At 70.2% G+C, this 25,993-nt stretch carries 24 protein-coding genes; 10 read left to right on the forward strand and 14 right to left on the reverse strand.

All coding sequences use genetic code 11. From position 1 onward, the window contains the following. Positions 1-98 precede the first annotated feature (98 nt). Both DEIGR_RS06475 and DEIGR_RS06480 read left to right on the forward strand, forming a co-directional pair. Entirely contained in the window at positions 99-926 is an 828-nt protein-coding gene (locus DEIGR_RS06475) for an alpha/beta hydrolase (protein WP_058976229.1), read from the forward strand. Positions 927-1,054: 128 nt separating this feature from the next. Beyond that, positions 1,055-1,858, forward strand: coding sequence for a M12 family metallopeptidase (locus DEIGR_RS06480; RefSeq protein WP_058976230.1), 804 nt, complete (start codon positions 1,055-1,057; stop codon positions 1,856-1,858). Positions 1,859-1,924: 66 nt separating this feature from the next. On the opposite strand, the gene DEIGR_RS06485 is transcribed toward DEIGR_RS06480, so the two are convergent. Beyond that, positions 1,925-3,232: an Nramp family divalent metal transporter gene (locus DEIGR_RS06485; protein WP_153013657.1), complete on the reverse strand. Its 1,308-nt coding sequence runs from the start codon at positions 3,230-3,232 to the stop codon at positions 1,925-1,927. A gap of 120 nt (positions 3,233-3,352) precedes the next feature. Between DEIGR_RS06485 and serA the strand changes: the two genes are divergently transcribed. Then, positions 3,353-4,981, forward strand: a complete 1,629-nt coding sequence (serA, locus tag DEIGR_RS06490) for a phosphoglycerate dehydrogenase (protein WP_058976231.1) — start codon at positions 3,353-3,355, stop codon at positions 4,979-4,981. A gap of 358 nt (positions 4,982-5,339) precedes the next feature. On the opposite strand, the gene DEIGR_RS06495 is transcribed toward serA, so the two are convergent. Together DEIGR_RS06495 and DEIGR_RS06500 are read right to left on the reverse strand one after the other, a co-directional pair. Continuing rightward, entirely contained in the window at positions 5,340-6,680 is a 1,341-nt protein-coding gene (locus tag DEIGR_RS06495; RefSeq protein ID WP_058976232.1) for an FAD-dependent oxidoreductase, read from the reverse strand. 161 nt (positions 6,681-6,841) lie between these two features. Continuing rightward, the gene (locus DEIGR_RS06500; protein WP_153013658.1) at positions 6,842-7,756 is read right to left on the reverse strand and encodes a CAP domain-containing protein; all 915 of its coding nucleotides are present in this window, start codon (positions 7,754-7,756) and stop codon (positions 6,842-6,844) included. A 124-nt stretch (positions 7,757-7,880) separates the two neighbouring features. On the opposite strand from DEIGR_RS06500, the gene DEIGR_RS06505 reads away from it, so the two are divergent. The 3 genes from DEIGR_RS06505 (at position 7,881) to DEIGR_RS06515 (ending at position 12,133) form a co-directional block, all read left to right on the forward strand. Next, positions 7,881-9,044 carry an aminotransferase class V-fold PLP-dependent enzyme gene (locus DEIGR_RS06505; protein WP_058976234.1) on the forward strand — a complete coding sequence of 388 codons (1,164 nt, stop codon included), beginning with the start codon at positions 7,881-7,883 and terminating at the stop codon, positions 9,042-9,044. A 465-nt stretch (positions 9,045-9,509) separates the two neighbouring features. After that, positions 9,510-10,028 (forward strand): MarR family winged helix-turn-helix transcriptional regulator, encoded by a 519-nt coding sequence (locus DEIGR_RS06510; protein ID WP_058976235.1) that lies wholly within the window; start codon positions 9,510-9,512, stop codon positions 10,026-10,028. After that, positions 10,025-12,133 carry an MDR family MFS transporter gene (locus DEIGR_RS06515; RefSeq protein WP_058976236.1) on the forward strand — a complete coding sequence of 703 codons (2,109 nt, stop codon included), beginning with the start codon at positions 10,025-10,027 and terminating at the stop codon, positions 12,131-12,133. The genes DEIGR_RS06510 and DEIGR_RS06515 overlap by 4 nt, the downstream gene beginning before the upstream one ends. Positions 12,134-12,219: 86 nt before the next feature. On the opposite strand, the gene DEIGR_RS20320 is transcribed toward DEIGR_RS06515, so the two are convergent. Further along, on the reverse strand, positions 12,220-12,414 hold the full coding sequence (locus DEIGR_RS20320; protein WP_153013659.1) for a hypothetical protein: 195 nt from the start codon (positions 12,412-12,414) through the stop codon (positions 12,220-12,222). A 149-nt stretch (positions 12,415-12,563) separates the two neighbouring features. Between DEIGR_RS20320 and DEIGR_RS06520 the strand changes: the two genes are divergently transcribed. Together DEIGR_RS06520 and DEIGR_RS06525 are read left to right on the forward strand one after the other, a co-directional pair. Continuing rightward, positions 12,564-13,751, forward strand: a complete 1,188-nt coding sequence (locus tag DEIGR_RS06520) for an alanyl-tRNA editing protein (protein ID WP_058976237.1) — start codon at positions 12,564-12,566, stop codon at positions 13,749-13,751. 172 nt (positions 13,752-13,923) lie between these two features. Continuing rightward, the gene (locus DEIGR_RS06525) at positions 13,924-14,874 is read left to right on the forward strand and encodes a ring-cleaving dioxygenase (protein WP_058976238.1); all 951 of its coding nucleotides are present in this window, start codon (positions 13,924-13,926) and stop codon (positions 14,872-14,874) included. 60 nt (positions 14,875-14,934) lie between these two features. Here the strand turns inward: DEIGR_RS06525 and DEIGR_RS06530 are convergent, their stop codons facing one another. The 6 genes from DEIGR_RS06530 to miaB all read right to left on the reverse strand — a co-directional run bounded on the left by DEIGR_RS06530 (position 14,935) and on the right by miaB (position 20,771). Continuing rightward, on the reverse strand, positions 14,935-15,237 hold the full coding sequence (locus DEIGR_RS06530) for a hypothetical protein (RefSeq protein ID WP_058976239.1): 303 nt from the start codon (positions 15,235-15,237) through the stop codon (positions 14,935-14,937). Between the two features lie 440 nt (positions 15,238-15,677). After that, a complete protein-coding gene (locus tag DEIGR_RS06535; protein ID WP_058976240.1) occupies positions 15,678-16,769 on the reverse strand; it encodes a HupE/UreJ family protein in 1,092 nt (363 codons plus the stop codon). Then, positions 16,766-17,305 carry a hypothetical protein gene (locus tag DEIGR_RS06540; protein WP_058976241.1) on the reverse strand — a complete coding sequence of 180 codons (540 nt, stop codon included), beginning with the start codon at positions 17,303-17,305 and terminating at the stop codon, positions 16,766-16,768. Before DEIGR_RS06540 ends, DEIGR_RS06535 begins: the two co-directional genes overlap by 4 nt. Before the next feature lies 1 nt (position 17,306). Beyond that, entirely contained in the window at positions 17,307-18,482 is a 1,176-nt protein-coding gene (locus DEIGR_RS06545) for a DUF3500 domain-containing protein (RefSeq protein ID WP_058976242.1), read from the reverse strand. A gap of 279 nt (positions 18,483-18,761) precedes the next feature. Continuing rightward, positions 18,762-19,262 carry a hypothetical protein gene (locus tag DEIGR_RS06550; RefSeq protein WP_153013660.1) on the reverse strand — a complete coding sequence of 167 codons (501 nt, stop codon included), beginning with the start codon at positions 19,260-19,262 and terminating at the stop codon, positions 18,762-18,764. Between the two features lie 129 nt (positions 19,263-19,391). Continuing rightward, positions 19,392-20,771, reverse strand: a complete 1,380-nt coding sequence (miaB, locus tag DEIGR_RS06555; RefSeq protein ID WP_058976244.1) for a tRNA (N6-isopentenyl adenosine(37)-C2)-methylthiotransferase MiaB — start codon at positions 20,769-20,771, stop codon at positions 19,392-19,394. A 151-nt stretch (positions 20,772-20,922) separates the two neighbouring features. Between miaB and DEIGR_RS06560 the strand changes: the two genes are divergently transcribed. Further along, the gene (locus tag DEIGR_RS06560) at positions 20,923-21,873 is read left to right on the forward strand and encodes a hypothetical protein (RefSeq protein ID WP_058976245.1); all 951 of its coding nucleotides are present in this window, start codon (positions 20,923-20,925) and stop codon (positions 21,871-21,873) included. A 6-nt stretch (positions 21,874-21,879) separates the two neighbouring features. Here DEIGR_RS06560 and DEIGR_RS06565 read toward each other — a convergent pair whose 3' ends face one another. From DEIGR_RS06565 to DEIGR_RS06580, 4 genes are all read right to left on the reverse strand, one after another. After that, positions 21,880-22,341 carry a hypothetical protein gene (locus DEIGR_RS06565; protein WP_058976246.1) on the reverse strand — a complete coding sequence of 154 codons (462 nt, stop codon included), beginning with the start codon at positions 22,339-22,341 and terminating at the stop codon, positions 21,880-21,882. A gap of 43 nt (positions 22,342-22,384) precedes the next feature. Then, positions 22,385-22,813 (reverse strand): hypothetical protein, encoded by a 429-nt coding sequence (locus tag DEIGR_RS06570; RefSeq protein ID WP_058976247.1) that lies wholly within the window; start codon positions 22,811-22,813, stop codon positions 22,385-22,387. Next, complete coding sequence (locus DEIGR_RS06575; RefSeq protein ID WP_058976248.1) at positions 22,810-23,997, reverse strand: amidase; 1,188 nt, start codon at positions 23,995-23,997, stop codon at positions 22,810-22,812. Before DEIGR_RS06575 ends, DEIGR_RS06570 begins: the two co-directional genes overlap by 4 nt. Positions 23,998-24,260: 263 nt before the next feature. Beyond that, positions 24,261-24,761 (reverse strand): LEA type 2 family protein, encoded by a 501-nt coding sequence (locus tag DEIGR_RS06580; protein ID WP_046842761.1) that lies wholly within the window; start codon positions 24,759-24,761, stop codon positions 24,261-24,263. An 87-nt stretch (positions 24,762-24,848) separates the two neighbouring features. Here DEIGR_RS06580 and DEIGR_RS06585 point away from each other — a divergent pair, with 87 nt between their 5' ends. Next, complete coding sequence (locus DEIGR_RS06585) at positions 24,849-25,925, forward strand: hypothetical protein (RefSeq protein ID WP_236704680.1); 1,077 nt, start codon at positions 24,849-24,851, stop codon at positions 25,923-25,925. Positions 25,926-25,993 lie beyond the last annotated feature (68 nt).

Here is a 25,993-nt window from a genome sequence, read left to right on the forward strand (position 1 = left end):
GTGGGTTGTGGGAAGTGGGGCGCTTGACGGGGGCGGTCGGGTCGCGCGCACGCTGTCGACCATCACCCATCACCCATCACCCCCGGTAGACTCGGTTCATGCACAACGAAGCGTGGACGGTACCGGGCGCACCGGTCGAGGGGTACGTGTGGCGGGCGGCCAGCCCGAGGGCGGCGCTGCTGCTCTCGCACGGGTTCGGGGAGTACGCGGGCCGCTACGTGGAGCGCTACCACCGATTGATTCCCACGCTGGCCGACGCCGGGATCAGCGTGTACGCCTACGATCAGCGCGGCCACGGGAACTCCCCGGGGCGGCAGGCGGTCGCGGACCTGAACGTGCTCGTCGAGGATCACCTGAAAGCCCGCGAGGCGCTGCGCGCGCAGGACCTGCCGGTGTTCGCGCTGGGGCACTCCATGGGTGGACTGGTCACGGCGGCCAGCGCGGCCCGCGACCCGCGCGGCCTGAGCGGCGTGATCCTCTCCAGCCCGGCGCTGCTGGTGGGGGAGAACGAACCCGCGTGGCTCAAGCGGCTCGCGCCGGTCATCGCGCGCGTTGCGCCGGGCCTGAAGACCAGCGACCTCGGCACCGGCGGCCTGTCGCGCCTGACCGACGAGGTCGCCGCGTACGAGGCCGACCCGGTCATGTACCACGGGAACGTCCCGGCCCTGACCGGCGCGACCATGCTGGGCCTCAGCGGCCGCCTGTGGCCCGAGTACGCCCGCTGGACGCTGCCCACCCTGACCCTGCACGGCACGGCCGACCGGATCACCGACCCGCGCGGCAGCCAGCGCTTCCACGACACGATCGCGTCCACTGACAGGACCCTGCACACCGTCGAGGGCGGCTACCACGAACTCCTGAACGACGAGCCGCGCGACCAGGTGCGGCAGGTCATCCTGGACTGGCTGCGCGCCCGCACGGGCTGAAACAGGTCGACCGGTGCCGTCGGGTGCCGGAGAGGCCGGTGGGGGGCAGACGTTCGCGTCGCCCCCTTTACTTTTCATCAGACCTTCACTATCTTCGCGGGGTACACCACACAACGGAGGTTTCACCCATGCGCGTCGCGTCTTCCCTCATTGTCCTGTCCGTCATCCTGGCTGCCTGCAGCCCGTCCCCCACCCCCGACGCCCGCGTGACCCCCGAGAAGGCCCCCGCGACCCTGATCATGCCCGACGGCACCGAGCAGCAGGTCATGGGCTTCAAGCAGGACGGCTACCTGATGCTCGAGGACGACATCATCCTCGCCAGCCTGACCGAGAAGCCTCTGGGCAAGGAAGGCACGTACGTCGTGGACACCCGCTACCGCTGGACGGGCCGCACCATTCCGTACACCTTCGCCGCGAACGTCCCCCAGGCGATCCGTGACCGCGTGGCGGCTGCCGCCTCCACGATCCGTTCGACCACGAACGTCGTCGTGACGCCCCGCACCAGCACCACGCAGCGCAACTACGTGGAGATCACGTACAACACCGGCACCAGCTGCGCGTCCAGCCTGGGCATGGTGGGCGGCAAGCAGACCATCACCCTGGCCGACCGCTGCACGACCGGCTCGATCATCCACGAGTTCGGGCACGCCATGGGCCTGTTCCACGAGCAGACCCGCCCCGACCGCGACAAGTCCGTGACGATCATCTGGGCGAACATCCCCGCCGACTGGCAGAGCCAGTACCAGATCCGCAGCGGCAGCGCCGGGTACGGCGCGTACGACTTCGACTCGATCATGCACTACCCCGCGTTCTTCGATGGGAAGATCGCCATCCAGCCGATCGACCCGAGCATCGACCTGAACCGCATGGGGCAGCGCAACGGCTTCTCCACGACCGACAAGAGCACCATCAACGCCATGTACCCCCGCTGAACGCGGAATGAAATTAGCGGCCCGGTCAGTTGAACCGGGCCGCCCCCTTCGTTTCTCGATTCCGCGTCAGTTAGTGAACGCTCCCCACAGCAGGTACACGTTCAGGCCGATGATGATGCTGGCGAACAGCCAGCCCAGCCCGGTCACGAGCGGCTTGCTGGTCAGGACGCCCATGACGTCACGCCGCGCGGTGAACAGCAGCAGCGGCACGAGCGCGAACGGCACGCCGAACGACAGGATCACCTGCGACAGCACCAGCACGTCCGTGGGGTTCAGGCCCAGCAGGATCACGATGAACGCCGGGAGCATGGTGATCGTGCGGCGCAGCCACAGCGGAATGCTGAAGTTCACGAAGCCCTGCATGATGACCTGCCCGGCCATGGTGCCCACCGCGCTGCTGCTCAGGCCGCTGGCGAGCAGCGCGATGGCGAACGCGGTCGCGGCGGCCGGGCCCAGCAGCGGCGTCAGGGTGCGGTACGCGGTCTCCAGGTCCCCGGCGTTCTCGACGCCCTTGCCGTAGAAGGTGGCGGCGGCGACGGCCAGCATGCTCATGTTGATCAGGCCCGCCACGCCCATCGAGGCGATCACGTCCACGCGGTTCAGGCGGCTGAGGCGCAGTTTCTCGTCGTCGTTGCGGGTGGGCACGCGCCCCTGCGTCAGCGCGGAGTGCAGGTAGATGACGTGCGGCATGACCGTCGCCCCGATGATCCCCACCGCGAGGTACACGCTGTCCACGCCCTGGAAGCTGGGAATGAAGCCGCGCCCCAGCTCGGCCAGTGCCGGGCGGGCCACCACGAACTGCGTCAGGTACGCCACGCCGATCACGGACACGAAGCCCCCGATGACCAGTTCCAGCGGGCGGAAGCCCCGCCGCTGGATGGTCAGCAGCCAGAAGGTCAGGACGGCCGTGATGCTCGCGCCCCAGATCAGGGGCAGGCCGGTCAGCAGCTGAATGGCGACCGCCGCGCCCAGGAACTCCGCGAGGTCGGTGGCCATCGCGACGATCTCCGCCTGCACCCAGTACAGCCACACGACCGGGCGCGGCCAGCGTTCCCGGATGGTCTCCGGCAGGTTCTTGCCCGTAGCGATGCCCAGTTTCGCGCTGAGGTTCTGGATCAGCATCGCCATGAGGTTCGCCGCGAGGATCACCCACAGCAGCGCGTACCCGAACTGCGCGCCGCCCTGGATGTTCGTGGCGAAGTTCCCGGGGTCCATGTACGCGATGGACGCGATCACGGCCGGGCCGAGGAACGGCAGGATGCGGGCCAGCCCGCGCTTCTGCGAGTGCCGGGCCAGAACGGCCTCGGCGCGGCGGGTCATGCGGTCGTCCAGGCTGCCGGGAGCCGTGACGTCGTGTGGGGGCAGACTTGACATAGATCATATTAGGCATGCCTAAAAAATTTTGTCCACTCGCTCCCCGATCTTTCAGGAAACACCCAAGCTCCCCCTAGCCAAATCAGCGCCCGTCGCCCGGGGGGCGCGTACCCTCGGGGCATGACCGCCACCGCCCCCACCCAGGCCGACCGGACCGCCGCTGCGCCGCTGCGCGTCCTGATCTGCGACGAGATGAACCCCGGCGACCTGAACCACGACGGCTTCCAGATCGACTACCAGGGCAACATGGACCGCGCCGAGACGCTGCGCCGCCTGCCGGAGTACGACGCGCTGATCACCCGCAGCCGCACCAAGGTGGACCGCGAACTGATCGACGCGGCCGGGCCCAGACTCAAGGTCATCGGGCGCGGTGGCGTCGGCGTGGACAACATCGACCTGGAGTACGCCAGCCTGCGCGGCCTGCTCGTCCTGAACGCCCCAGAGAGCAACAACGTGTCTGCGGCGGAACTGGCCGTCATGCACCTGATGGCCGCCGCGCGCGGCCTGACCCGCAGTGACAGCAAGACCCGCGCCGGGCAGTGGGACCGCAAGTACCTGGGCCTGGAACTCAAGGACAAGACCCTGGGCATCGTGGGCCTGGGCCGCATCGGCAGCATCGTCGCGGACCGCGCGCAGGGCCTGCGCATGCACGTCGTGGCCTTCGACCCCTACGTGCCGGACAGCAAGTTCGAGCGGCTGGGCGTCACCCGCGCCGCCACCCTGGACGACCTGCTCGCGCAGGTGGACGCCATCACCGTGCACACCCCCCTGACGGACGAGACGCGCGGCATGATCGGCGCCGAGCAGCTCGCCCGCCTGAAGAAGGGCGCCATCGCCGTGAACGCCGCGCGCGGCGGCATCATCGACGAGCAGGCGCTCGTGGACGCCCTGCACAGCGGTCACCTGTTCGCCGCCGGGGTGGACGTGTTCGTGGACGAACCCCCCGCGCCCGACCACATCTTCCTGGGCGCCCCGAATCTGGGCATCACCGCGCACCTGGGCGCGAACACCTTCGAAGCGCAGGAACGCGTCGGCGCGGAGATCGTCTCCCGCGTCCTCGACGCCCTGCACGGCGACGTCAGCAAGGGCGCCGTGAACGCCCCCGCGCTCGACGCCAAGACCCTCGAGGCGCTCGGCGGCTACCTGAAACTCGGCGAGAAGCTGGGCCGCATCCTCGCGCAGCTGCTGCCCGGCGCGCACGACGTGGAGGTCACCTTCCGGGGAGAGTTCCCCGCCGACCCCGCCCCGGTCGTCACGAGCGTCCTCGTCGGCTACCTGTCGGGCATCACCGACGAGACGCCCAACATGATCAACGCCCGCGCCCTGGCCAGGGAACGCGGCGTGAACATCGCCATCCGCGAGGAACAGGACAGCCCCGACTACCAGACCGAAGTCATCGTGAAAGTCACAGGCGGCGCCAAGGGCGAGAAGGAACGCACCCGCACCGTCGGCGGCACCGTCTTCGGCCGCAACCCCCGCCTGACCCGCCTGCGGGACTTCCGGGTGGAACTCGAACCCGAGGGCTTCATCCTGATCGCCAGCAACCAGGACAAACCCGGCGCCGTCGCCAAACTCAGCACCCTGCTCGGCAGCTGGGGCGTGAACATCGCCGGGATGGCCCTCGGCCGCGCCGAGAAGGGCGGGCAGGCGCTGTTCACCCTGACTCTCGACGACGCCCTGACCGCCGAACAGCTCGATCAGGTCCGCGCGCTGGACGTCATCGACAGCGCGTACCTCGTCCGGGCGTAACCCGCACGGCGCACGCGGCCCGCTTCCCGGTGGAGGCGGGCCGCGCTGCGGTCATACGGACTCCGGTTGAAAGGTCTGCAAAAACCGTCAACCCGAGCGGACTGGCAGAGCTGCGCAGCAGAGCGAGCAGGAGCAAAACGCCCCTCCGGGCGTGGAGTTGGCAACGCGGTGACGTTCCGGGTTGTCAACGAAACAGACGGAATCCGTATCATACGGGATTAAATTGACTTGCTTGAACCGTGATCGCGTTCCGTTGTCCCCTCTCCCCCTGTGGGAGAGGGAGGGAGGCGCGAAGCGACGGAAGGGTGAGGGGGCCACCGGGCGACTCCGAATAATGTGGAATCACTTGAATCCCGTATCACACCAGCTTGTGCAGGCGGTCGGCGGCGACCAGGAGCACGTCCCACACGCCGCTGAAGGGTGGGGCGTAGGCGAGGTCCGCGTCGAAGAGGTCCTGCGCGGTGGCCCGCTGACCCAGCAGGGCCGCGACGACGTCCACCCGCTTGACGCTGAGGTGGTTCTCGCCGATCAGTTGCGCGCCCAGCAGGCGGCCGGATCCCTTCTCGGCGGTCAGGCGGACGTGGATGGGGCGGCTGGTGCGGTGGTACCCGGCGTGGTCGGTGCTGCTGACGTCCACGCTGACGGCGTTCAGGCCCAGCGTGTCCGCGTCGGCCTGCGTGAGGCCGGTGCGGGCCACGCCCAGGTCGAAGGCCTTGAAGATGCCGGTGCCGACCACGCCGGGGAAGCGCGCGTCGCCGCCGGCCATGTTCACCCCGGCGATGCGGCCCATGCGGTTCGCGGTGAGGCCCAGCGGGATGTGCACGCGGCGGCGCGTGACGCGGTGCACGCTCTCGGTGTTGTCCCCGGCGCTGTACACGCCCTGAACGGTTGTTTCCTGCCTGGCGTTCACGGCGACCGCGCCGGTGCGGCCCAGCCGCGCGCCTGCCGCCTTCGCCAGGCCCACGTTCGGTTTCACGCCGACCGCCACGACGACCAGATCGGCCCGCACGAGGCCCTGATCGGTCTGCACGCCACTCACGCGGCCCTTTCCGGTCAGGCCTTGCACGGTCACGCCGCAGCGGACGTCCACGCCGTTTCGTTCCAGTTCGGCGCGCACGCGGCGCTGGTAGTCGGGGTCCAGCATGCGCCCCGCCACTTCCGGGCCCTTTTCCAGCAGCGCGACGCTCACGCCGCGCGCGCGTAGCGCCTCGGCCAGCTCCAGGCCGATGTACCCGCCGCCCACGATGCAGGCCCGTTTCGCGCCCCGCACGCTGGCGTCCAGCGCCTCGCCGTCCGGAATGTCCCGCAGGACGTGCACGCCGCCCAGGGGCGTGACCGCCCAGTCGGGCCGGACAGGGGAGACGCCGGTGGCGATCAGCAGCCGGTCGTACGGTTCCGTGCAGGACTGCCCGGTGGCGCGGTCGGTCACGGTGACGGTCGCGGCCCCCGAGTCCACGCCCGTCACGTCGTGGCGCAGGCGCACGCCGATGCCCCGCCCGCGCATCTGCTCGGGCGTGCGCGCGATCAGCCGGTCGAAGGACTCGACCTCCCCGCCGATCACGTATGGCAGGCCGCACGCGCCGTAACTGATCTGTTCGCCCCGTTCGAACACCACGATGCTCGCGTCCGGATTGAAACGCCGCGCCCGACTGGCCGCGCTCATCCCGGCCGCCACGCCGCCCACGATCACGATTCGCATGCCCGCAGCCTAGCCGCTGCCCGCCGGATAGCCGTATCGGCGGCCTTCATGCGGGCCAGTAGGTTGGCGGCAGGGCAATGCCGACGGGGGAGAGGGGCGCACCCGCCAGCACCCCCGCCCACCACCTGCCATCAGCTATCTGCCATCAGCCGTCTGCCGTCTCACCGCCCGAAGCTCTGCACCCAGTACGTGGCGAAGACCGTGTCGGGCGTGCCGTTGCCCATCGCGGCGCCGAACTCGCGCCACTCGGGGTTCATGAGGGTCCGGCAGTGGCCGGGGCTGTCGAGCAGGCTCTGGAGGGCGTCCTCGGGCGTGACCGAGTCGTACGCGGCGTTCTCGCCGACCGCGGCACTGGGGTACCCGGCGGCCTGCGCGCGGCTCTCGGGGGTGCTGCCGGTCTCGGGGTTGACGTGCCCGCGGAAGTTCAGGCGGATCATGTCGCTGACGTGTCCCTGCGCGGACAGGCCCAGCTGGTCGTTCCAGGTCAGTGGTGGGGCGCTGTGGAACAGCTGGTCGCCGCAGCGTTGCCCCTGACGGCGGGCCTCGTTGGTCAGGTCCATGAAGCGCAGCAGCCACGCGCGGGGGTCGTCCGCGACGATCTGCGCGGGCTGCATGGCGACCAGCGCGGCGCGGCCGTCCTGCACGGCGACGCCGTAGCGGCTGAAGCCGACCCGCGCGGCGCACTGGTTCGCGAGGGCCTTCAGGACGGCCGGGGCGCGGCCCAGTTTCGGCAGCACGAACTGGTTGGCGCGCAGGGGGCGCAGTTTCGCGGCCTGCAGTTCACTCTTCAGTGCAAAACCCCGCGCGACGCGGGCCGCGACGGCGTCCAGGGCCGGGTCACGGTGTGCGGTCTGCCCGCAGGCGCGGAAGTCCGCCTGCACGAGCAGGTCGAAGAGGTCGGCGCTGTCCACCATGGCGTTCGCGTCGACCGCCTGACCGCCGGGCAGGGTCAGGGGGATGGGCTGGGCGCCGCTCTGGGAGGTGGGGGTGCCGAAGGGTACGCTGGGCGTGCCGCCCGTCTGGGCGTGGGCGGCGCAGACGGCGGCAGTCAGGAGGAGCAGGACGACTCGCTTCATTCCCTTCATTTCATCAGGGAATTCCCACACTGTCCTCACAGTCTGAGCGTTCAAGGTGGTGTTTCTCACGCAGTGCTGCACAGGGGCGCCGCCTGGGCCCGGCCGCCCGCCTAAGATGCAGCACATGAGCGACGCTGCCCGTCCGGACTTCACGCCCCTGAACCGCGAACGCCTGATCGCGCCCGGTCCCGTCGAGGTCGCGCCGAACGTCCTGGCGGAACTGGCCCAGCCGCAGATGCATCACCGCGCGCAGGCCGGGATCGCCAAGCTGATGGAAGCCCGCGAGAAGCTCACGCGGCTGCTGGGCGACCCCTACGACGCCGTCATCACCACGAGCAGCGGTACCGGTGCGTTCGAGGGTGCGCTGGTCAGCACCACGCCCGGCGGCGCGAAGGTCGTGAACGCCCAGGCCGGGAAGTTCAGCGAACGCTGGGGAGAGATGGCCCGCCGCTTCGGGTACGACACTACCCTCGTATCGAAACCCTGGGGTGAGGTCCTCGACCCGCAGGAGGTCGCCGACGCCTCGCGCGACGCGCACACCCTGCTCATCACGCACAGCGAGACGAGCACCGGCGCCCTGCACGACCTCGAAGCCATCGCGCGGGCCGCGAAGGCGCAGAACCCGGACCTGATCATCATCGCCGACGGCATCACCTCCTACGGCGTGGCGGAACTGCGCCCCGCCGCGTGGGGCGTGGACGTCATCGTGTCGGGCAGCCAGAAGGGCACCGCCACCCCCCCCGGACTGGGCTTCGTGCTGTTCAGCCCGGAGGTGCAGGCCCGCATGATCCAGAACCCGGAACGCGGCTTCTACCTGGACATGACCCGTGAACTGGCCGGGCAGAAGGCCGGGAACACCCCGCAGACCCCCGCCATCAACCTGATCTACGCCCTGAGCACGGCGCTGGACCGCCTGCTGAGCGTGCCGCTGGAGGTCCTGTGGGCCGAGCAGCGCCGCAAGACCGACGCGCTGATCGCCGCCGGGACCGCGCTGGGCGCGCCTGCCTGGGCGCCGCGCACCAGCCCCGCGGTGGCCGTCCTCACGCCGCCCGCCGGGATCACCGGGCGGCAGGTGGCCGCCCAGCTGGCCGCGATGGGCCAGCGCGCCCTGCCCGGCCAGGCGCCGCACGAGGACACGGTGTTCCGCGTGAGCACCATGGGCTACGCGGACCGATACGACGCGCTGGCGATCGCCGGGATTCTGGAGGACGCCTTCAGCGCGCTGGGCGTGCCGTTCGAGCGTGGCGCGGCGGTACAGGCCGCCTGGAACGCGTTGAAGCCAAGCTGACAGGGAGGGGGAGAGGGGCGGTCCGGAGGCGGGCCGCCTCTGCCGTTGCGTGCCTGTCGAGGAAGTCATCAATGGTGCGGACACTGTTCAGGCACCAGAAGGGACAAGCATGGAAAACGTCTTCTGTGACGCCGTCCTGCTCACCCCCTCCCAGCCTCCCCCCTCAAGGGGGAGGGGGAAACACGGCGTGTTCATCGTTGGTCTGCCCTGAAGTGATGACCCTGTCCGCACCACTGGTCATACGGGATTCAGGTGATTTCAGGTCCTTCGGAGTCGCCCGGTGGCCCCTCACCCATCCGTCGCTTATTCCCTCCCTATCCCTCAGGGAGACAGGGGACAACGGAACGAGAACACGTTGCAGGCCAGTCGATTGAATCCCGTATCGGATAGGCCGAATGGACGAACCTTCGAAAGATGTGGGGCACTTCACCTTCTTGGGTGTAAGACTGTTTCACACTTCGAACCATGTCGCCTCCAGAACAACCACCCCCCGATCCCGATCCGCTGATCCTCAGTCCCGAACACGTCCAGGCCGCCGAAAGCTTCGGGAAGACCATGAAACGCCTGCACCGCCTGATCAGCAGCCGCGTCATGCGCGGCATGCAGGACGAACTGCTCGAATGGGACCTGAGCTTCTCGCAGATCACCGCCATGCACCAGCTGCGCGCCCGCGCGCCCATGACCGTCACGCAACTCAGCGAACTGACCCGCCTGAGCGTCCCGGCCGCCAGTCACCTCGTCGAACGGCTCGTGAAACGCGGCCTCGCGCAGCGCACCGAGAACCCCGAGAACCGCCGCGAGAAACTTGTGGACCTCACCGACGCCGGGCGCGACATCGTGGGCCGCATGGACAGCGAATTCGTCCGCGCCTACGTCACCGCCTTCCAGGCCCTGCAACTGGACACCGTGCAGGCCGCCACCCTCCACCTCCAGCGCGTGCTGGACGAACTCGAACCCACCTACTCCTGCCAGGAGCACCCATGAGCGCACACACGACCGAACCCGAAGGGCGCATCGACTACGCCAAGACCCTCGACCTGCCCACCAAACGTCTGATCCTCTTCGGCGTGCTGCTGGGCCTGTTCCTCAGCGCGCTGGACCAGACCATCGTGTCCACCGCCCTGCCGCGCATCACCCAGGAACTCAACGGCCTGAGCCTGTACTCCTGGGTCACCACCGCCTACCTCCTGACGAACACCGCGCTCGTCCCCATCTACGGGAAACTGTCCGACCTGTACGGCCGCAAACCCATCCTGATGATCGGCATCGTGATCTTCCTGATCGGCAGCGCCCTGTGCGGCCTCGCCGGTGAACCCTTCCTGGGCAACCTGTTCGGCGGCGGCATGATGCAGCTCGTCGTGTTCCGTGGCCTGCAGGGCGTCGGCGCCGCCGCGCTCGGCTCGGTCGCGTTCGCGATCATCGCCGACCTGTTCGAACCCGTCGACCGCCCCCGCTACCAGGGCCTGTTCGGCGCCGTGTTCGGCCTGAGCAGCGTCATCGGGCCGCTGCTGGGCGGCTTCCTGACCGACCAGGTGTCGTGGCGCTGGGTGTTCTACGTGAACCTGCCCATCGGTGTCATCGCCCTGGCGTTCATCGCCAGCAAGATGCCCCGCCTCGCCAGCGGCCTGAAAGCCCGCGTGGACTGGCTGGGTGCCTTCCTGATCCTGGTGTTCGCCGTGCCGCTGCTGCTGGCCCTCACCTGGGGCGCCGACGGCAACTACGCCTGGACCAGCCCGCAGATCCTGGGCCTGTTCGGCCTGAGCGCCGCCAGCCTGATTGCGTTCCTGTTCGTCGAGAGCCGCCACGAGAGCCCCATCCTGCCCCTGACGCTGTTCAGGAACCCCACCTTCGCCTGGGGGGCCCTGGCGCGCTTCATGATCGGCGCCGGGTTCCTGGGCGCGATCCTGTTCCTCAGCCTGTACCTCGTGCAGGTGCAGGGCGTCAGCGCCACCGCCGCCGGGACCGCCACCATCCCCCTGACCGTCGGCCTGATCATCGGCGCGATCGGCAGCGGCCAGATCGCCAGCCGCATGGGCCGCTACAAGCCCCTGATGCTGATCGGCCTGATCACCGCCGGGCTGGGCTTCTTCGCGCTGAGCACCCTGAATGCCGACAGCAGCTATAACAGCGTCGTGTTCCGCATGGTGCTGCTGGGCCTGGGCCTGGGCCCCGCCCTGCCGCTGTACACCACCGCCCTGCAGCTGGCCGTCAAGCCCTGGGAGATCGGCGTGGCGACCAGCGCCGGGCAGTTCTTCCAGCAGATGGGCAGCACCATCGGTACCGCCATCTTCGGCGCCATCCTGACCGCCGGGGTGAGCAGCAACCTCGCCACGCAGTTCGCCGCGCAGGCCGCCAGCAACCAGGGCACCGTCGCCACCACCCTCCAGAAGATCAGCGACGACATCAGGAGCGGCAACGCACCCACCGGTGACCGCAACGCCACCCCCGAGAAACCCGAGGACGTCAAGGCGCGCTTCGCCGCGCTGCGCGAGAACCTCACGAAAGCCATCCAGACCGGCGACCAGCAGGCTCTGACGGCCGTGAAGAACGACCCGTTCATCAAGACCCTGCCCGAGAACGCCCGCACGCAGCTGACCGGCATCCCCGAGGGGGGCGTGCCCGCCCAGGTGAAGGCCGGCTTCGCGCAGACCTACGCCACGGTCGAGCAGGCCGTGAACAGCGGCGACGCCGCGCAGGTGCAGGCCCTGGCCGGCAACACCCAGCTGCCGCAGGCGCTGCGCGACAACCTCGCGACGATCCCCGCGCCCGCCCTGGCCAGCCCGCAGGCCCGCACGCAGATCCTCGCCGGGATCAAACAGGGCCTCGACCAGGGTGAAGCCCAGGCCGAACAGCAGGCCACCCAGCAGGCCCTCAGCGCGGCCCTCAGCGGCGTGAACGACGGCGAGAAGATCACGCTCGCCAGCGCCCGCGCCGCCAAGGTCGCCTTCGCGGACACCATCAGCTCGATCTACCGCTACTCGATCGTCGTCGCCGCGCTGGCCTTCCTGGCCACGCTGATGATGCCGAACCTGGAAATTCCCCGCCGCGCCAAGGGCGAACGCGCCCAGCCCGCCCACGTGGAACTCTGAATCCCTGCCGGGGAAGGTGATCAACCCTCCCCGGCAGCAGGCAGCGCCCCGGCCAGTCAGGCCGGGGCGCTGCCTGCTGTGCCGGCTCAGCGTCCGGACGATTCGGTGGGCCGGCCCGTCCGGCGCCGCAGGCGCGTCACGGCGAGCGCCACGCCCAGCAGCAGCAGGGCGACCGCGCCGCCCAGCACGGACGGGGTGGGCCACCCCAGGGCGCTGCCCAGTGCGAACAGCGCGGCGATGGCGGCGACCGTCCCCAGCATCAGTACTCCAGACCGTGACATGCTTCCTCCTGCGGCCGGAAGCCCACGGGCCTCCGATTGGAGCGCCCAGTGTAGGGGCCGGGCCCGCCCCTACGGTTAAGTGCGCCGTGAAGGGCCCCTCACCGCTGGCGGCCCGCGGCGGCCGGGAAGGGGACGCTACCCTGGGCGGCATGACCCGCCTCCTGTACCACGACAGCACCCTGATGACCTTCACCGGCACCGTCACGCACGCGCACGGGGAGGAGGTCGCGCTGGACGCCACCGCCCTGTACCCGGACGCCGGTGGGCAGGCGGCCGACACGGGCACGCTCCGCTGGGACGGTGGTGAGGCCCGCGTGACCGGCAGCCGCCGCGACAAGGCCACCGGGCTGATCTGGCACGCGCTGGACGGCACGCTCCCGCCGGTCGGGCAGGCCGTGCAGGGCGAGGTGGACCGGGATCGCCGCTGGCGGCACATGCAGCGCCACAGCGCCGAGCACCTGCTCGCCCAGGCGTTCGTGCAGGTGAACCCGGTGTTCGAGGTGGTGGCCGTGAACATGAACGCCCCCGAGTGCACCATCGACCTGAGCGGCGACCCGGCCGAGTCGCACGTGCGGGCCGCCGAGACGCTGCTGCGCGAGACGCTGGGCCGTGACGAACTGACCCTGGACACCCCGGTCGTGCCCGAGGCCGAGCTGCCCCGCTACCCGCTGCGGCGCGAGTCGAAGGTGCGGGGCGACACGCGGCTGGTCATCTACCGCCGCGCGGACGGCACGCCGTTCGACGTGAGCGCCTGCGGGGGCACGCACGTCCCGCGCGCCAGCATGGCCGCCCCGGTCGTAATCCTGCGCACCGAGCGCATCAAGGGCGGCGTGACCCGCGTGACCTTCATGGCGGGCGAGGAGGCCAGCGCGTACCTGGGCGGCGTGTACGCCGACGCCCGGCGTCTCGCGCAGGGGTTCAGCGTGCCGGTCGAGCGCCTGCCCGAACGGGTCGAGGCCCTGACGGCCGAACGCGCCGCGCTGGCCGCGCAACTGGACGCCCTGCACGCCACGCACGCCCGCACGCTGCGGGACGCCGCGCCCGGCGAGACGCTCGGGGACGTGACGCTGCGTGTGGTCACGCTGCCGGACCCGGCGGGTCTGCTGGCGGCTCTGACGGACCTCCCGGCGGGCGAGGTGGTCGCCGCCGTGACCGGGGAGGGCCGCGTGGGCATCGGCAGCGCCCACCCCGACCTGAACGCGGGGACGCTCCTGCGGGCGGCCCTGACCGCCAGTGGCGGCAAGGGCGGGGGCCGCCCGGAGCTCGCGCAGGGGAGCACGCCGCGCCCGGACCTGTTCGCGCAGGCCGTGCGGGACGCGCTGACCACGCCGGTCTGACCGCAGGATTCAGGGGCATCGGAGTTCGAGGTGGTGGCCCTTCGATGCAACTGGATACCGCGGTGAGCGGGGCATTCCGGCACGCGCCGGGCTGGACGGCCTCGCTGGGTGGGGGTGCTGCGGCTGTCGGCTCGTCACAATCACTTAACATCAAACGAATTAAAGTGTGGGCATGACCACCACGCCCCTCACCCCGCACGGCCTGCACCACGTCACCGCCGTCACCGCCGACGCCCGCGCCAACCTCCGGTACTACACCCAGACCCTCGGGCTGCGCCTCGTGAAGAAAACCGTCAACCAGGACGACGTCACCGCCTACCACCTCTTCTATGCCGACCGCGACGGCACCCCCGGCAGCGACCTCACCTTCTTCCAGTGGGACGTCCCCCGCGAACAACCCGGCAACCACAGCGTCAGCCGCACCAGCCTGCGTGTCCCCACCGGCACCCTCGACTGGTGGCAGGCCCACCTGACCGCCAGCGGCACCCCCGTCACCAGCGTGACCCGCCACGGCCGCCCCCACCTGGACTTCAGCGACCCCGAAGGCCAGCGCCTCAGCCTCGTCGAGGGCGGCCCCGACGGCACCCCCTGGGACGCCAGCCCCGTCCCCGCAGACAAACAGATCCTCGGCCTGGGCCCCAGCGAACTGACCCTCCCGAACCTGTTCCCCACCACCCGCGTCCTCGAACGCGCCTACCACCTCAGTCCCGCCGGTACGTACCCCGACCCCGAACAGCCCACGCGCACCATCCACGTGTACGCCATGAATGACGGCGGACCGCACGCCGAACTGCACCTGCGCATCGACCCCACTCTGCCCCCCGCCCGGCCCGGCGCGGGCGGCGTCCACCACATCGCCCTGCGCGTCCACGACGACCAGTACCACGACTGGAACACCCACCTGAGCAGCCTGGGCCTGCGCACCAGCGGCGAGGTCGACCGCCACTGGTTCCAGAGCATCTACTACCGCGAACCGCAGGGCATCCTGATCGAACTCGCCACCGACGGCCCCGGCTTCGCCGTCGACGAACACCCCGACCACCTGGGCGAAACCCTGATCCTCGCCCCGTTCCTCGAACCGCACCGCGCGCAGATCGAAGCGGGCCTCACCCCCCTGACCTGAACCCCCACAGCAACGCGCCGCCCCGGTAGCCTGGGGCGGCGCTTTTCTGTGGGGGTTCGATCAGAGGGTGCAGTCGGCGACAGGCAGCGCCTGAACGCTCTGAACCACGTTGGATTTCGTGCCGTCCGACGATTGCGCCTGGAGATCCACGAAGGTCGCCCCCTTGACCGTGAACGTGTTCACGGGCGTCACGACGATATCCTGGCTGCTCAGGCGCTTGCTTTCCACGCTGAGGGGAGCGGTGTTCGGGCCCACCACGAATTCGACGCTAGTGGGGCGGGCCGAGTACAGGTCACCGAAGTCTGAGGAGTACACCGTGCGCGTGGAGCCCGTGTCACGGCCAACCAGACGGGCGCCGACCATGCTAATCGTTCCGTCCCAAGTCAGTTCGACGCTGAGGCGCGTGGTCAGGTTGTCACAGATAATGGACGTTCCCTTAGGGTATGTGGTACCAGTCGCCGTATCGGTGTAGGCCGTCGGGAGCGTGTACTGGCTCTGATAGGCGTTCAGTTGAAGATTCCGCACCGGATCTGAGGGCTGGACAATTAGCGTGCCGCCACAACTTGCCAGAAGACCAGTCAGACCCACTGCCGCTAGGACAATCTTTATCATGCCTCTCACTCTGCCTGTCGAACCTGACTCTCTTGTGATGGTCACCTGAAGCGACATGAAAAATGAAGAAATCCCCGCATGACATGCAGAGATTCCCGAGTGGCCGGTCACTGTGTCGCCTCACGGGCGTCCGCACATGACGGCCCGCTTGAACTTCCCTGCAGAAATGAAGGAACGGCCCTGTTTTCCTCTCAGGTCAGCAGGCGTTGCAGGAACCATACGCCGCCTGTCGCGGTGATGGCGGTGGCGGTGACGCGCAGGCCGGCGCGGGTGACGCGGGGTCCAGTCCGGCGCAGGAGGGTCAGGGTGGCGGCCGTGGCGAGCAGGATGCACAGCTGACCGGCCTCCACGCCGATGTTGAATGCGGCCAGGGACCACACGGCAGCGTCCGGGGGGAGGGCCTGTTCGCGCAGGACGCTGGCGAACCCGAAGCCGTGGATCAGGCCGAACGCGAAGGCCAGGGCGGTGCGCGGGTCGCGGGCGGTGCGGTTGGGGTTGTGCAGGGCGCGCAGGTCGTGCAGGCCGACCACGACGATGCTCAGGGCGATGACGCTCTCCACCAGCCGGTCGGGGAGCTGCACGACGTTCAGCGTGGCGAGGGCCAGGGTGACGCTGTGCGCGGCGGTGAACGCCGTGATGATCTTCACCTGTGTGCGTGGGCGTCCGCCGAGCAGCACGAGAGCCAGCACGAACAGGATGTGGTCCGGCCCGATGAAGATGTGCCGCACGCCTTCGCGGATGAAGGTCAGGATGACCTGCGTGGTGGCCTCGCGCGGGGCGTCCAGTGTGGCGGTCGTCTGGGTGCGGTCCAGGGCGTACTGCCCGGCGAGGGTCTGGTCGCGGTACAGGTTCAGGAAGGTCTTGTGCAGGGTGTCGTCGGGGAAGAGGGTGCTCTGCACGGTGACGGTACCGCGCGCGGTGGGGGCGGTGAGGGTGACCGTGACGTTCTCCCCGGCGGCGCGGACGGCGGTGACGGTCAGGGGGAGAGTGCCCGCGGCGGCCCGGACGTGCAGGCGCGCCGTGACGAGTCGTGTCAGGGCCTGCGTGACGGGGGTGGGGAGGGGCGTCGCTTTGAGGCTGGTGGTGGTCGTCCCGCCGGGCAGTGCTCCTGGGTCGTGCGTCAGGGCGGCGGTGGGCAGCGTGACGGTCAACTGCGTGGCGTCCGAGTGCAGGTGCACATCCACCTGACTGAACGTGAGGCTGTGCGCGCCTGCCGCGCCGCTCAGGGCGAGAAGGGTCACGAGCAGGCGGCGCAGCCCCAGCTGGCGCAGGGCGCCCCTCATGGCCGCCCGGTGGTGAACTGCACGGTGAGGCGGGTCAGGTCGGCGCTGCGGGTCTGGCCGGTTACCCGGTCGGTCAGGGGGCCGCCGGGTTTCAGGAAGATGTTCGCCACGCGCTGCGTCTTCGCGGGGCGGTACGCGTTCGTGTACGTCAGGGTGTGCGGCCCGGCCCGCTGCACCCTGGGGGCGAAGGCGAGGATCTTCAGGGTGTCGCTGCCCAGCTTCAGGTTCGCCAGGGGCGGCACCTGCACGTCCCGCAGCGTCCAGCGGGCGCGGGTGCCGTCCAGTGTCAGGGTCTGCGCGGCCAGCACCCGCGTGGCGTACGCGCGGGCCTCGGCGGTCGTGACCCGCCCGTTGTGGTCGGCGTCCAGGCTGCCGGTGACGCTCGCGGCGACGGCGCTGCCGGGCGTGATGTCCAGCTCCAGTTCCACGCCCGCCGGCGTCAGGGTCAGGTACGCGCCCTGCACCACCTCGTCCACCGGGTGGGCGGAGGCGGCGCCCAGCAGGGCCAGCAGCAGCGGTACAGGGCGCCACCTCATGTCACTTCGTCCAGGCCGCGCCGTAGTCGTTGCTGGGGTCGCGGTACATGTTGTGGAGGTGGTTCGTGGCGTCCCCGCCCATGCTCTGCGGGGAGAACTCGATGATCGCGGTAGGCGCGGTCACGCGGTAGTACGCCGCCGAGCCGTTCGTGGGGCCGTACCACGCGAACGTCGTCTTCGCGAGGTTCCGGCGGATCTCCGTCATCTTCGCGTTCAGGTCGTCGGCGTTCAGGATGCCCAGCCGGTCCTGAATGAGCTTCAGCAGCGCCGCCTGCTGCGCGGCCGTCATCGCGGCGGCGCTCAGGCCCTCGGGTTGCAGAGTTTTCCCGTCCTGCCCCGGCCCGAGCACGAGGTCGATGCTCTGGGTGCTGACGATCGCCCTGGCCTTCTGCGCGGCGCTCAGGCTGCCCAGCAGGGCGCCCGCGTCCTTGATCTCCTGCGGGACCTTCTCGATCACGGTGGTCGTCTTCCCGCCGACCGTGCTGCGGATGGGCTGCCCGCCCGTCAGGCTGGGGGACAGCGTGACGTGCTTCCCGGCGACGGTCGCGTTGATCGCCAGGTGATGCCCGCCGAACTGCAGCGTCCACGCGCCGGTCGTGCTGGGCGTACCCAGGAACGACACGTAGTACTCGTCACTGCCGAAGATGAGGGAACCGCCAGGGCCGCCCGCCTGTCCACCGGGAGGCGTACCACCCGCCGGGCGCTGGGCCTGGCCGGTGGGCGCCTGGCCCGTCTGACCTTGGGGTGCGCCGCTCTGCGTGCCACTGGCACTCTCGGCTTTCAGGACGTCATCGGCGGCCATCTGCTGCTGCACCATCTTCAGGCCGTCCGGGGACAGCACGGCGCCCAGCAGGGTAGTCAGCGCCGCCCGCTGCGCGGCGTTCAAATCAGCCCAGCGCAGTCCGGCCCGCTGGAAGATCCCGGTGGGGAAGTTCGACCAGCGCTGACGCTGCGCGCTGTCCGTAAACGCGAACGACACGCTCCTGCGCTGCGTGGCGTTCAGGGTCCCCAGGAACGCGTTGGCGGCCGTCACGATCTTCTGCGTCTGCGCGTCGGTGCTGGCCGTCGCCGTGGCGGTGGCGGGCGCCCCGGCACTGCCCGCACTGGCGTGCATCAGGGAGAAACTCAGGGCCGCGCCGAGCGCGGCGGTCAGGGACATCAGGGTGCGTCGTTTCATGGGTGGAACCTCCGGCGGGACGACGCTCGGTCGCCTGCGGAGCCCATCTGAACCGAACGTGACTAAGGGAACGTTAACGGGAAAGATACGGACTCCGATTGAAAGGTTTGCAAAAACTTTCAACCCGAGCGGAGCGAGCAGGAGAAACACGGATTCCGGGCGTGGAGTTGGCAGATCGGTGGTGTTCCGATCTGTCAACGAAACAAACGGAATCCGTATCGTGCGGGTCGGGAAGGCAAAACCCCCGCGCGGGGCGGGGGCCAGGGCAGAGTGGGGGGTTTACTTCGTGCAGCTGGCGTACACGGGCAGCGCGACCGTGCTGGCCAGTTTCACGCTGCTGCGGCTGCGGTTGATGACGATGTCGGCCTTCAGCGTGGCGACGGGGCTGCCGCTGACGGTGACGGCGGCGGGGCTGGTGACGGCGCTGTTCACGGTGAGGCTCTCGTTGGCGCGGCGGGTGACGGGCAGTTTGTACTCGCCGTCCTTGTCGCCTTTCAGGAGGGTGCTGCCGGACACGTCGGTGGTGCCGACGGTCTTCCCGGCGGCGTCGGTGAGGTTCACCTTGACGTTCTGGAGGGTCCCGGCGGCCGCGAGGGCGATGGTGATCTGCGTGCCGGTGTCGGCGCCGTTCACGCTGTTGCACAGGACGGGCGCGCCGGCGCTGGTGTGGCTGGTGGTGACGCTCAGGATTTTCTCGCTGCCGTCACTGCCGCCCAGCGCGGTGCCGCAGGAGGCGAGGATGACGGGGGTGGCGAGCGCGGCGAGGATCACTTTGTTCATGCGGTTCACTTTCGCGCCTGAACCGCTCGTTAAGATGATGGTTCCCTGAGAAGCGTCTGGCGGGCGCGCCCTGAACCGTGAGCGCCGCCCCCGGCACAGGCGGAAGCGGCGCGGTCCAGTGGGAAGCGGTCAGGCCATCGCCAGGGGCGAGGTCAGCGCGGCGGCCTCCGGGTTCAGCTTCGGCAGTTCCGGCAGGGCGTTCCCGGCCGAATCCACGAGTGTCGCGTACATCATGTGCGGCGTGGCGTGCTCGATCCGCGCCAGGTGCACGCCGGGGCCGGTCACGCCGACCGCCTTGGGCACCACCGTCGGGTGGTTGCCGCGCGTGTGCCCCTCCAGGAAGCCCGAGTCGTGCGCCTCGCCGCGCAGCAGCAACTCCTGGATGGTGCCGACCTTCGCGGCGTTCTTCCGGGCGCTCCACTCCTTCTGCCGTGCGATCAGCCGCTCCAGCCGCTCGGTCTTCACCTCGCGCGGCAGGTCGTCGAAGTGCTTGTAGCTGGGCGTGCCGGGGCGGGGCGAGTACGCGAACATGTACGCACTGTCGAAGCCCACCTCGTCGTACAGGCTCAGCGTCTCCTGGAAGTCCTCCTCGGTCTCGCCGGGGAATCCCACGATGATGTCCGTCGCCAGGACCGCGTGCGGCAGGTGCTTGCGGATGTCCGCCACGTGCCGCAGGTAATCCTCCCGGGTGTACTCGCGCGCCATGCGGCGCAGCACCCGGTTGCTGCCACTCTGCACCGGCAGGTGCACGTACTCGCAGATCGCCGGGGTCTCGGCCATGGCCGCCGCGACGTCCTCCGTGAAGTTCATCGGGTGACTCGTCGTGAACTTCACGCGCCGCACCCCACTGCGTCCCACCAGCCGCAGCAGGTTCGCGAAACTCGGGTACCCGCCCACCCGCGCGCCCTGATCCACGCCGTACGCGTTCACGTTCTGCCCCAGCAGCGTCACCTCCTGCACCCCCGCCACCAGCAGGGAATCCAGTTCACGCAGGATGTCGTCCGGGTGGCGGCTCACCTGCGGCCCGCGCGTCGTCGGGACGATGCAGTACGTGCAGTGATGATCACACCCCCGCATGATCGTCAGGTGCGCCTGCAACTGCCCCGCCGGCGCAGGCGGCACGTGATCGTGCAGCTCATCCCGGAACGCCAGACCCCAGAAACGCTCGTTGCTTTCCAGCGCCTTCCCGATATCCAGCAGACTGCCCGGCCCCAGCAGGATGTCCACGCCGAATTTGCGCGCCATCTGCTGCCCTTCCTCCAATTGCGCCAGGCAGCCCATCATGCCGATCACCAGGGGGCGGCGGGCCTTGATCTTGCGCAGGTCGCCCAGCAGACTGCGGACCTTCTCGACCGGTTTCCCGCGAATGGCGCAGGTGTTCAGCAGCACGAAATCGGCCACGTCCACGCTGTCCACGATGTCCGCCCCGAAACTCACGAGTTGCGACTGCACCAGATGCGTGTCGTACTCGTTCATCTGACACCCGTAGGTGACGATCATTGCCTTCATGTGTGACTCTCCTCTCAGCCTGACGGATGGATTCCGGGGCCTTCCCCACGCCCCCGCGCAGGCAGGAGCAGCGACAGGGATTCTAGCGGGTCGGGGAGGAGGCGCGGCAGGTGCGGTCCCGTGCCGACGCGGTGCGAGGCACACTGGAGGCGTGACCAGCCTCAACGCTGCCCCCGCCGAACCCACCCTGACGGCCAGTCCGTTCTGGCGGCGGCTGATGTTCACCTTCCCCGCGTCGTACGCGTTCCTGTCGCTGGGTGTCGGTACGCAACCGATCCTGCATCTGGAAGGTCTGCCCGCCTTACGGCGGCTCGCGGACTTGGTCAGCCGCGCGGTGTTTCAGGCGCCGGTGCCGCCCATTCCCCAACCGACGGGCAGTGGGGACACGGCGTTCGACTGGGCGTGGACGCTGTGCCTGCTGCTGCTGGCGGTGGCCGCCGGGCTGGTCTGGGCCGCGCGGCAGCGGACGGCGCCCACGGCAGGCCAGCGGGCGGCGCTGCGGACGTTCCTGCGGGCGGTGCTGATCTGGTGGCTGACCGTGTACGGCCTGAGCAAGTTCGCATTTTCACAGTTCGGACTGCTGAACAGCTGGCAGATGGCGGGCACGTACGGCGAGTCCAGTCCGATGGGGCTGCTGTGGCGGTTCATGGCGGCCAGTCCCGGGTATCAGCTCGTGGCGGGCGTGGCCGAGGTGCTGCCAGCGCTGCTGCTCCTGCACCGCCGCACCGTGACGGCGGGGGCGCTGGTCGCGGCGGTCACCATGACGAACGTGTTCGCGCTGAACCTCTTCTACGACGTGCCGGTGAAACTGTTCAGCGGTCACCTGCTGCTGGCGGCGCTGCTGCTCCTGGCGTTGGACGCGCGGCGGCTGCTGGCCGCGTTCACCGGGGGTGCGGTGGCGGCGGCTCCGTGGGCGCCGCGTCCGGTGTGGCGGCGCGTGCTGCCGTGGCTGCTCACGGCGCTGATCACGGTGCACGTGGGGCTCAGCCTCCGTACGGGCCTCCAGACGCTGCGGGAGGACCGGATGTTCACCCAGTACAGTCCGGCTCCGCTCAAGTCCCGTGGGTTCAACCTCGTTCAGGAGAAGCCGTTCAACCGGTAGGCAGGGTCAGGGCTGCGCGGGCACGGGGCGCAGGCTGACGCCATAGCTGAGGGCCTCGCGGCCCAGCAGGACGGTCCGCAGGTGCCCGTCCAGACTGACTGTTCCGTCGGTGTCGCGCCGGACGACGTACAGGTTCGCGCGGTGCGCGCCGTTCTCGAACAGCTGCAGGGTGATCTCGGTGCCGTCCACGAGCCGCTTGAAGCTGCCGCTCCCGGCGTACACCTTGCGGCTCTCCAGGTTCACGAGGCTGCCGCTGGCACGTCCGTCGCGTTCCACGAGGCCCAGCGTCAGCCGGTACGGGACGCGTCCGGTGGGGCCGTTGCCTTCGCCCTCGTACACGCCGCTGACCTGCCGTTCCAGCGGCGTGATGGCGGGGAAGTACGCGCCCCACGCGCAGCCGCTCAGGGCGGGCGGCAGCAGGAGCAGCGCGGCGGTCAGCGCGGGGCGGACGTGCGGGAGAGAGCGCATGTGGGGCAGGGTACGCGCGGCTCATGAAGCGGGGCTGACAGGCTCAGCGTACGCGGTTCAGGGTGACGGGGTAGCTGAGGCCGTTGACGCGCAGCGTGCCGTGCAGGAGGGTGGCGGTGAGGGTGGCGGACAGGGTGCCGCTGGCCTTCAGGGGCACGTTGCTGATCCCGAAGCCCAGCAGGCTGGCGTTCAGGCGTGGGGTGTCGCCCGGGTCGATCTTCGCGGTGAGCGTCTCGCCGTCCGGGCCAGTCAGTTGCGTACCGGTCAGCGTGAAGGTGTCACGACTGCTGAGGTTGCGGTACTCGCCTCGGACCTCGTGCGTGCCTGGGTTCACGGTGTACGTGACGCGCAATTTCTGCGGGATCAGCAGGAAGCGGGCCTCGCCCTCGTAGGTGTAGGTGGGCTGGGTCTGCGTGGTGGGCGCGCACGCCGCGAGCAGCGTCAGGACAGGGAGGAGCGTCAGAGCCTTCATTCGCGGTACAGGGTACGGTCCAGCGCGCGGGCCAGTCCCAGCAGGCGGTCGTCCTGTCCATGAGGGGCGATCAGCTGCGAGCCCACGAACGCGGTGAGGGTCGGCAGGGCCACCACGGGCGCGCCCAGCAGGCTGAACGGCGCGGTGAGGCGCAGCACCGCGCGGCGCAGCGGGGTGGGGCCGTCCGGCAGGAGCACCTCGTCCTGGCCCTGCGCGGGGGGCGGGGTGGGCACCGCCGGGGCGAGGATGAGGTCGAAGCGGGTCAGCAGGTCGTCCAGCTGCGTGCGGTACGCGGCGCGGCGGTCGTGGGCGGCCTGCACCTCTGCGGTGGTCAGGGCCGCGCCCTGCCGCAGGGACGCCAGCGTGAACGGCAGGAAGCCCGGGTCGTCGTGGCGCAGCGCATCGCGGTGAACGTGCGCCGCCTCGCTCAGCACGATCGGGGAGTACGCGTCCAGCACCTCGGGGAAGTCCACGGGCTGCACGGTCGCGCCCTCGCAGGTCAGGGTGTCGGCCACGTCCAGCAGCGCGGCGCGGACGTCCGCCGTGACCCAGCCCTCCGGCAGCCACAGGCCCACCCGCAGCCCACCCAGGGCCACCTCCGGCACCGCCTGCCCGGTCAGGGCCTCGTGGACGCGCGTGACGGTCACCACGTCCCGCGCGAGCGGCCCCGCGTGATCACACGTCACGGACAGCGGCAGCACGCCGCCCGTCGGCCACGCCGGGTGCCCCTTCGTGGGTTTGAAGCCCACCACGCCGCACCACGCGGCGGGCACGCGGATGCTGCCGCCCGTGTCCGTCCCCAGCGCGAAGTCCACCTGCTCCAGCGCCACGCTGACCGCCGCGCCGCTGCTGCTCCCGCCCGGCACCCGCCCCGGCAGCGTGGGGTGCTCCGTTCCGCCGAAGCCGTTGACGCCCGTGATGCCCAGCGCGATCTCGTGCAGGTGCGTCTTCCCGACCGCCGACGCGCCCAGCGCCAGCAGCCGCGTCACCAGCGGGCTCACGCCGGGGTCCGGCACCGGCGCGCGGGTACTCGCCCGCAGCGGCCACCCCGCCACGCCGAACAGGTCCTTCACGCTGAATGTCAGACCGCCCAGCGGTCCATCCGGCGCGCCGGGCAGGGGAGAGGCCGGTCGGAACGCCCAGGCGCGCTGCGGGTCCGGAAGGGCAGAGGTGGCGTCGGTCACGCCCGCAGCGTAGCGCGGAGATGAGGGGCCCTGAGCCGTGAGTGCTGAGCGGCGAGGAGGCACGCGCCCGCTGCGCTCGGAACCCGGAGTCCAGAGCTCATACAGGATTCAAGTGATTCCACATCATTCGGAGTCGCCCGGTGCCCCCCTCACCCTTCCGTCGCTTCGCTCCTCCCTCCCTCTCCCACAAGGGGAGAGGGGACAACGGAACGCGATCATGGTGCAAGCAAGTCAAATTAATCCCGTATCAGGGGCCCTTCCACTCAGAACGGGATGATCGGGTCCTGCTTCCACTGCCCCTGCGACAGCGTGAACGGCCCGAACTGCTGCAGGCCCAGCGGGCCGAAATCGGCGGTGAAGCCGCCGTCCACGCGGTACGTGACCAGCTGCCCGCGCGCGACCTTCAGGAACGACGCGGCGGTGTTCAGCGTGACGGGCACGCTGACCTGCGCGAGCTGCTCGGCGCTGCCGCGTGCGGGCAGGGCGACGTTCGGGAAGGTCACGTCCCCGACGTTCGCCCCGTCGATGATCAGGGACCCTGCCAGATTCGCGACGCGCAGCGGCAGCGGGTTGGGGTTCGTGACGCGCAGGTTCAGGGTCAGGTTCGCGACGGGCGCCCGCCCGAAGCCCCCCGGCAGGGTCAGGCTGGTCAGGCGCACGCCCTGCACCTCCACCTGCGGGACCAGTGCGATCTGTTGCAGGGGCGCGCAGGCCCCCAGGAGCAGGGCGGGCAGGACGGCCGTCAGGGCAGGGAGGGGTCGCATGTGGCGCAGCGTACCGCGCGCGCCTCACGCGAAACTGACCGGTGAAGGCGCGCGGCGCGGGGCGGGGCGTCTGCTACGCTGCCCAGTATGCCGCTCCGAGTTCCCCCGCGCGTCCACCTGCGCGTCCCACTGTGCGCCGCCCTGCTGGGTGGCCTGCTGCTCGCTGCCGCTCCCGCGCACGCCGCCAGCGTGAACTTCGGCGTGGCGTACACGGCCCCCACCGGACCCTGGACGTACCCGCTGTGGGGGCAGGTCGGCGTGGATGACCTGAGCGTGTCGGGCGGCACCCTGAGCGCCGCGGTGTCCTCCCGCGCCCTGAGCGTCGGGTACCGCCGCGGGCTGAGCCTGCCGCCCCTGGCGACCGTGTCGGCCCGCACGGACCTGACCGTCACGCTGAACCGTGAGTACCGCCTGAGCAGCCGCGCGAGTGGCAGCGCCGGACCGGTCGCGGTCAGTGGCGGGGGGGCGGTGTTCACGCTGCCCGCGACGGGCAGTGACCCGCTCGCCGCGTACGCCGAGGCGCCCACCGACCTGCGAGTGCGCGGCTGGAACGCGGACCTGGCGGTCCGGTACCGCGTGAACCGGGATCTCGTGGCGGTGCTGGGCGGCGAGTTCGGCCCGCAGGTGCACGGGACGCTGGGCGTGGAGGGCCGCCGCGCCCTGACGCGCGTGGTGCCGCCCGACCCAGCGGACGTGCCGGAGGACGCCGGGGACGGCAGTGACCCCGCCCCCATGCCCGACCCGGAGACCGAGGTGACCGGCACCGTCACGTGGCGCGCGGGCGTGCGCGGCGGCCCGGACCTGCTGGCCGTCACGGGCGGCGTGGGGTACGCGACCCCGGCGGGCGTGACGTTGAACCTCGACGCGCTGGCGGGCGTGAGCGGCTGGCGCAGTCGCCCCAGCACCCTGGCCGCGCAGACCACCTGGGGTGTGGGCGGCAGTGTCGCCGCGCCGGACCTGCTCGGCGAGGGCAGCCTGCTGCGCGCCTACGCCACGTACGAACCCTGGCGGGTGGCCGCGTCGCCCCTGCGGGCGGGCGTGAACGCCAGCGTGCCTGCCGGGAGCGGCCGCGTGACCGTGGACGTGGCGGGCGGCCGGGGTGGGGACGGCGCGCTGGGCTTCGGCGTGAAGGTGGGGTACAGCTTCGACCTCGGCCGCCCCTGACGGCGGGATTCAGGTCGGGCGGGAGGTGGGGCCGGTGCGGTTCAGGGTTCCCCCGCATCACCCCGCGC

It is taken from the genome of Deinococcus grandis, assembly GCF_001485435.1.
GTDB classification, from domain to species: Bacteria; Deinococcota; Deinococci; order Deinococcales; family Deinococcaceae; genus Deinococcus; species Deinococcus grandis.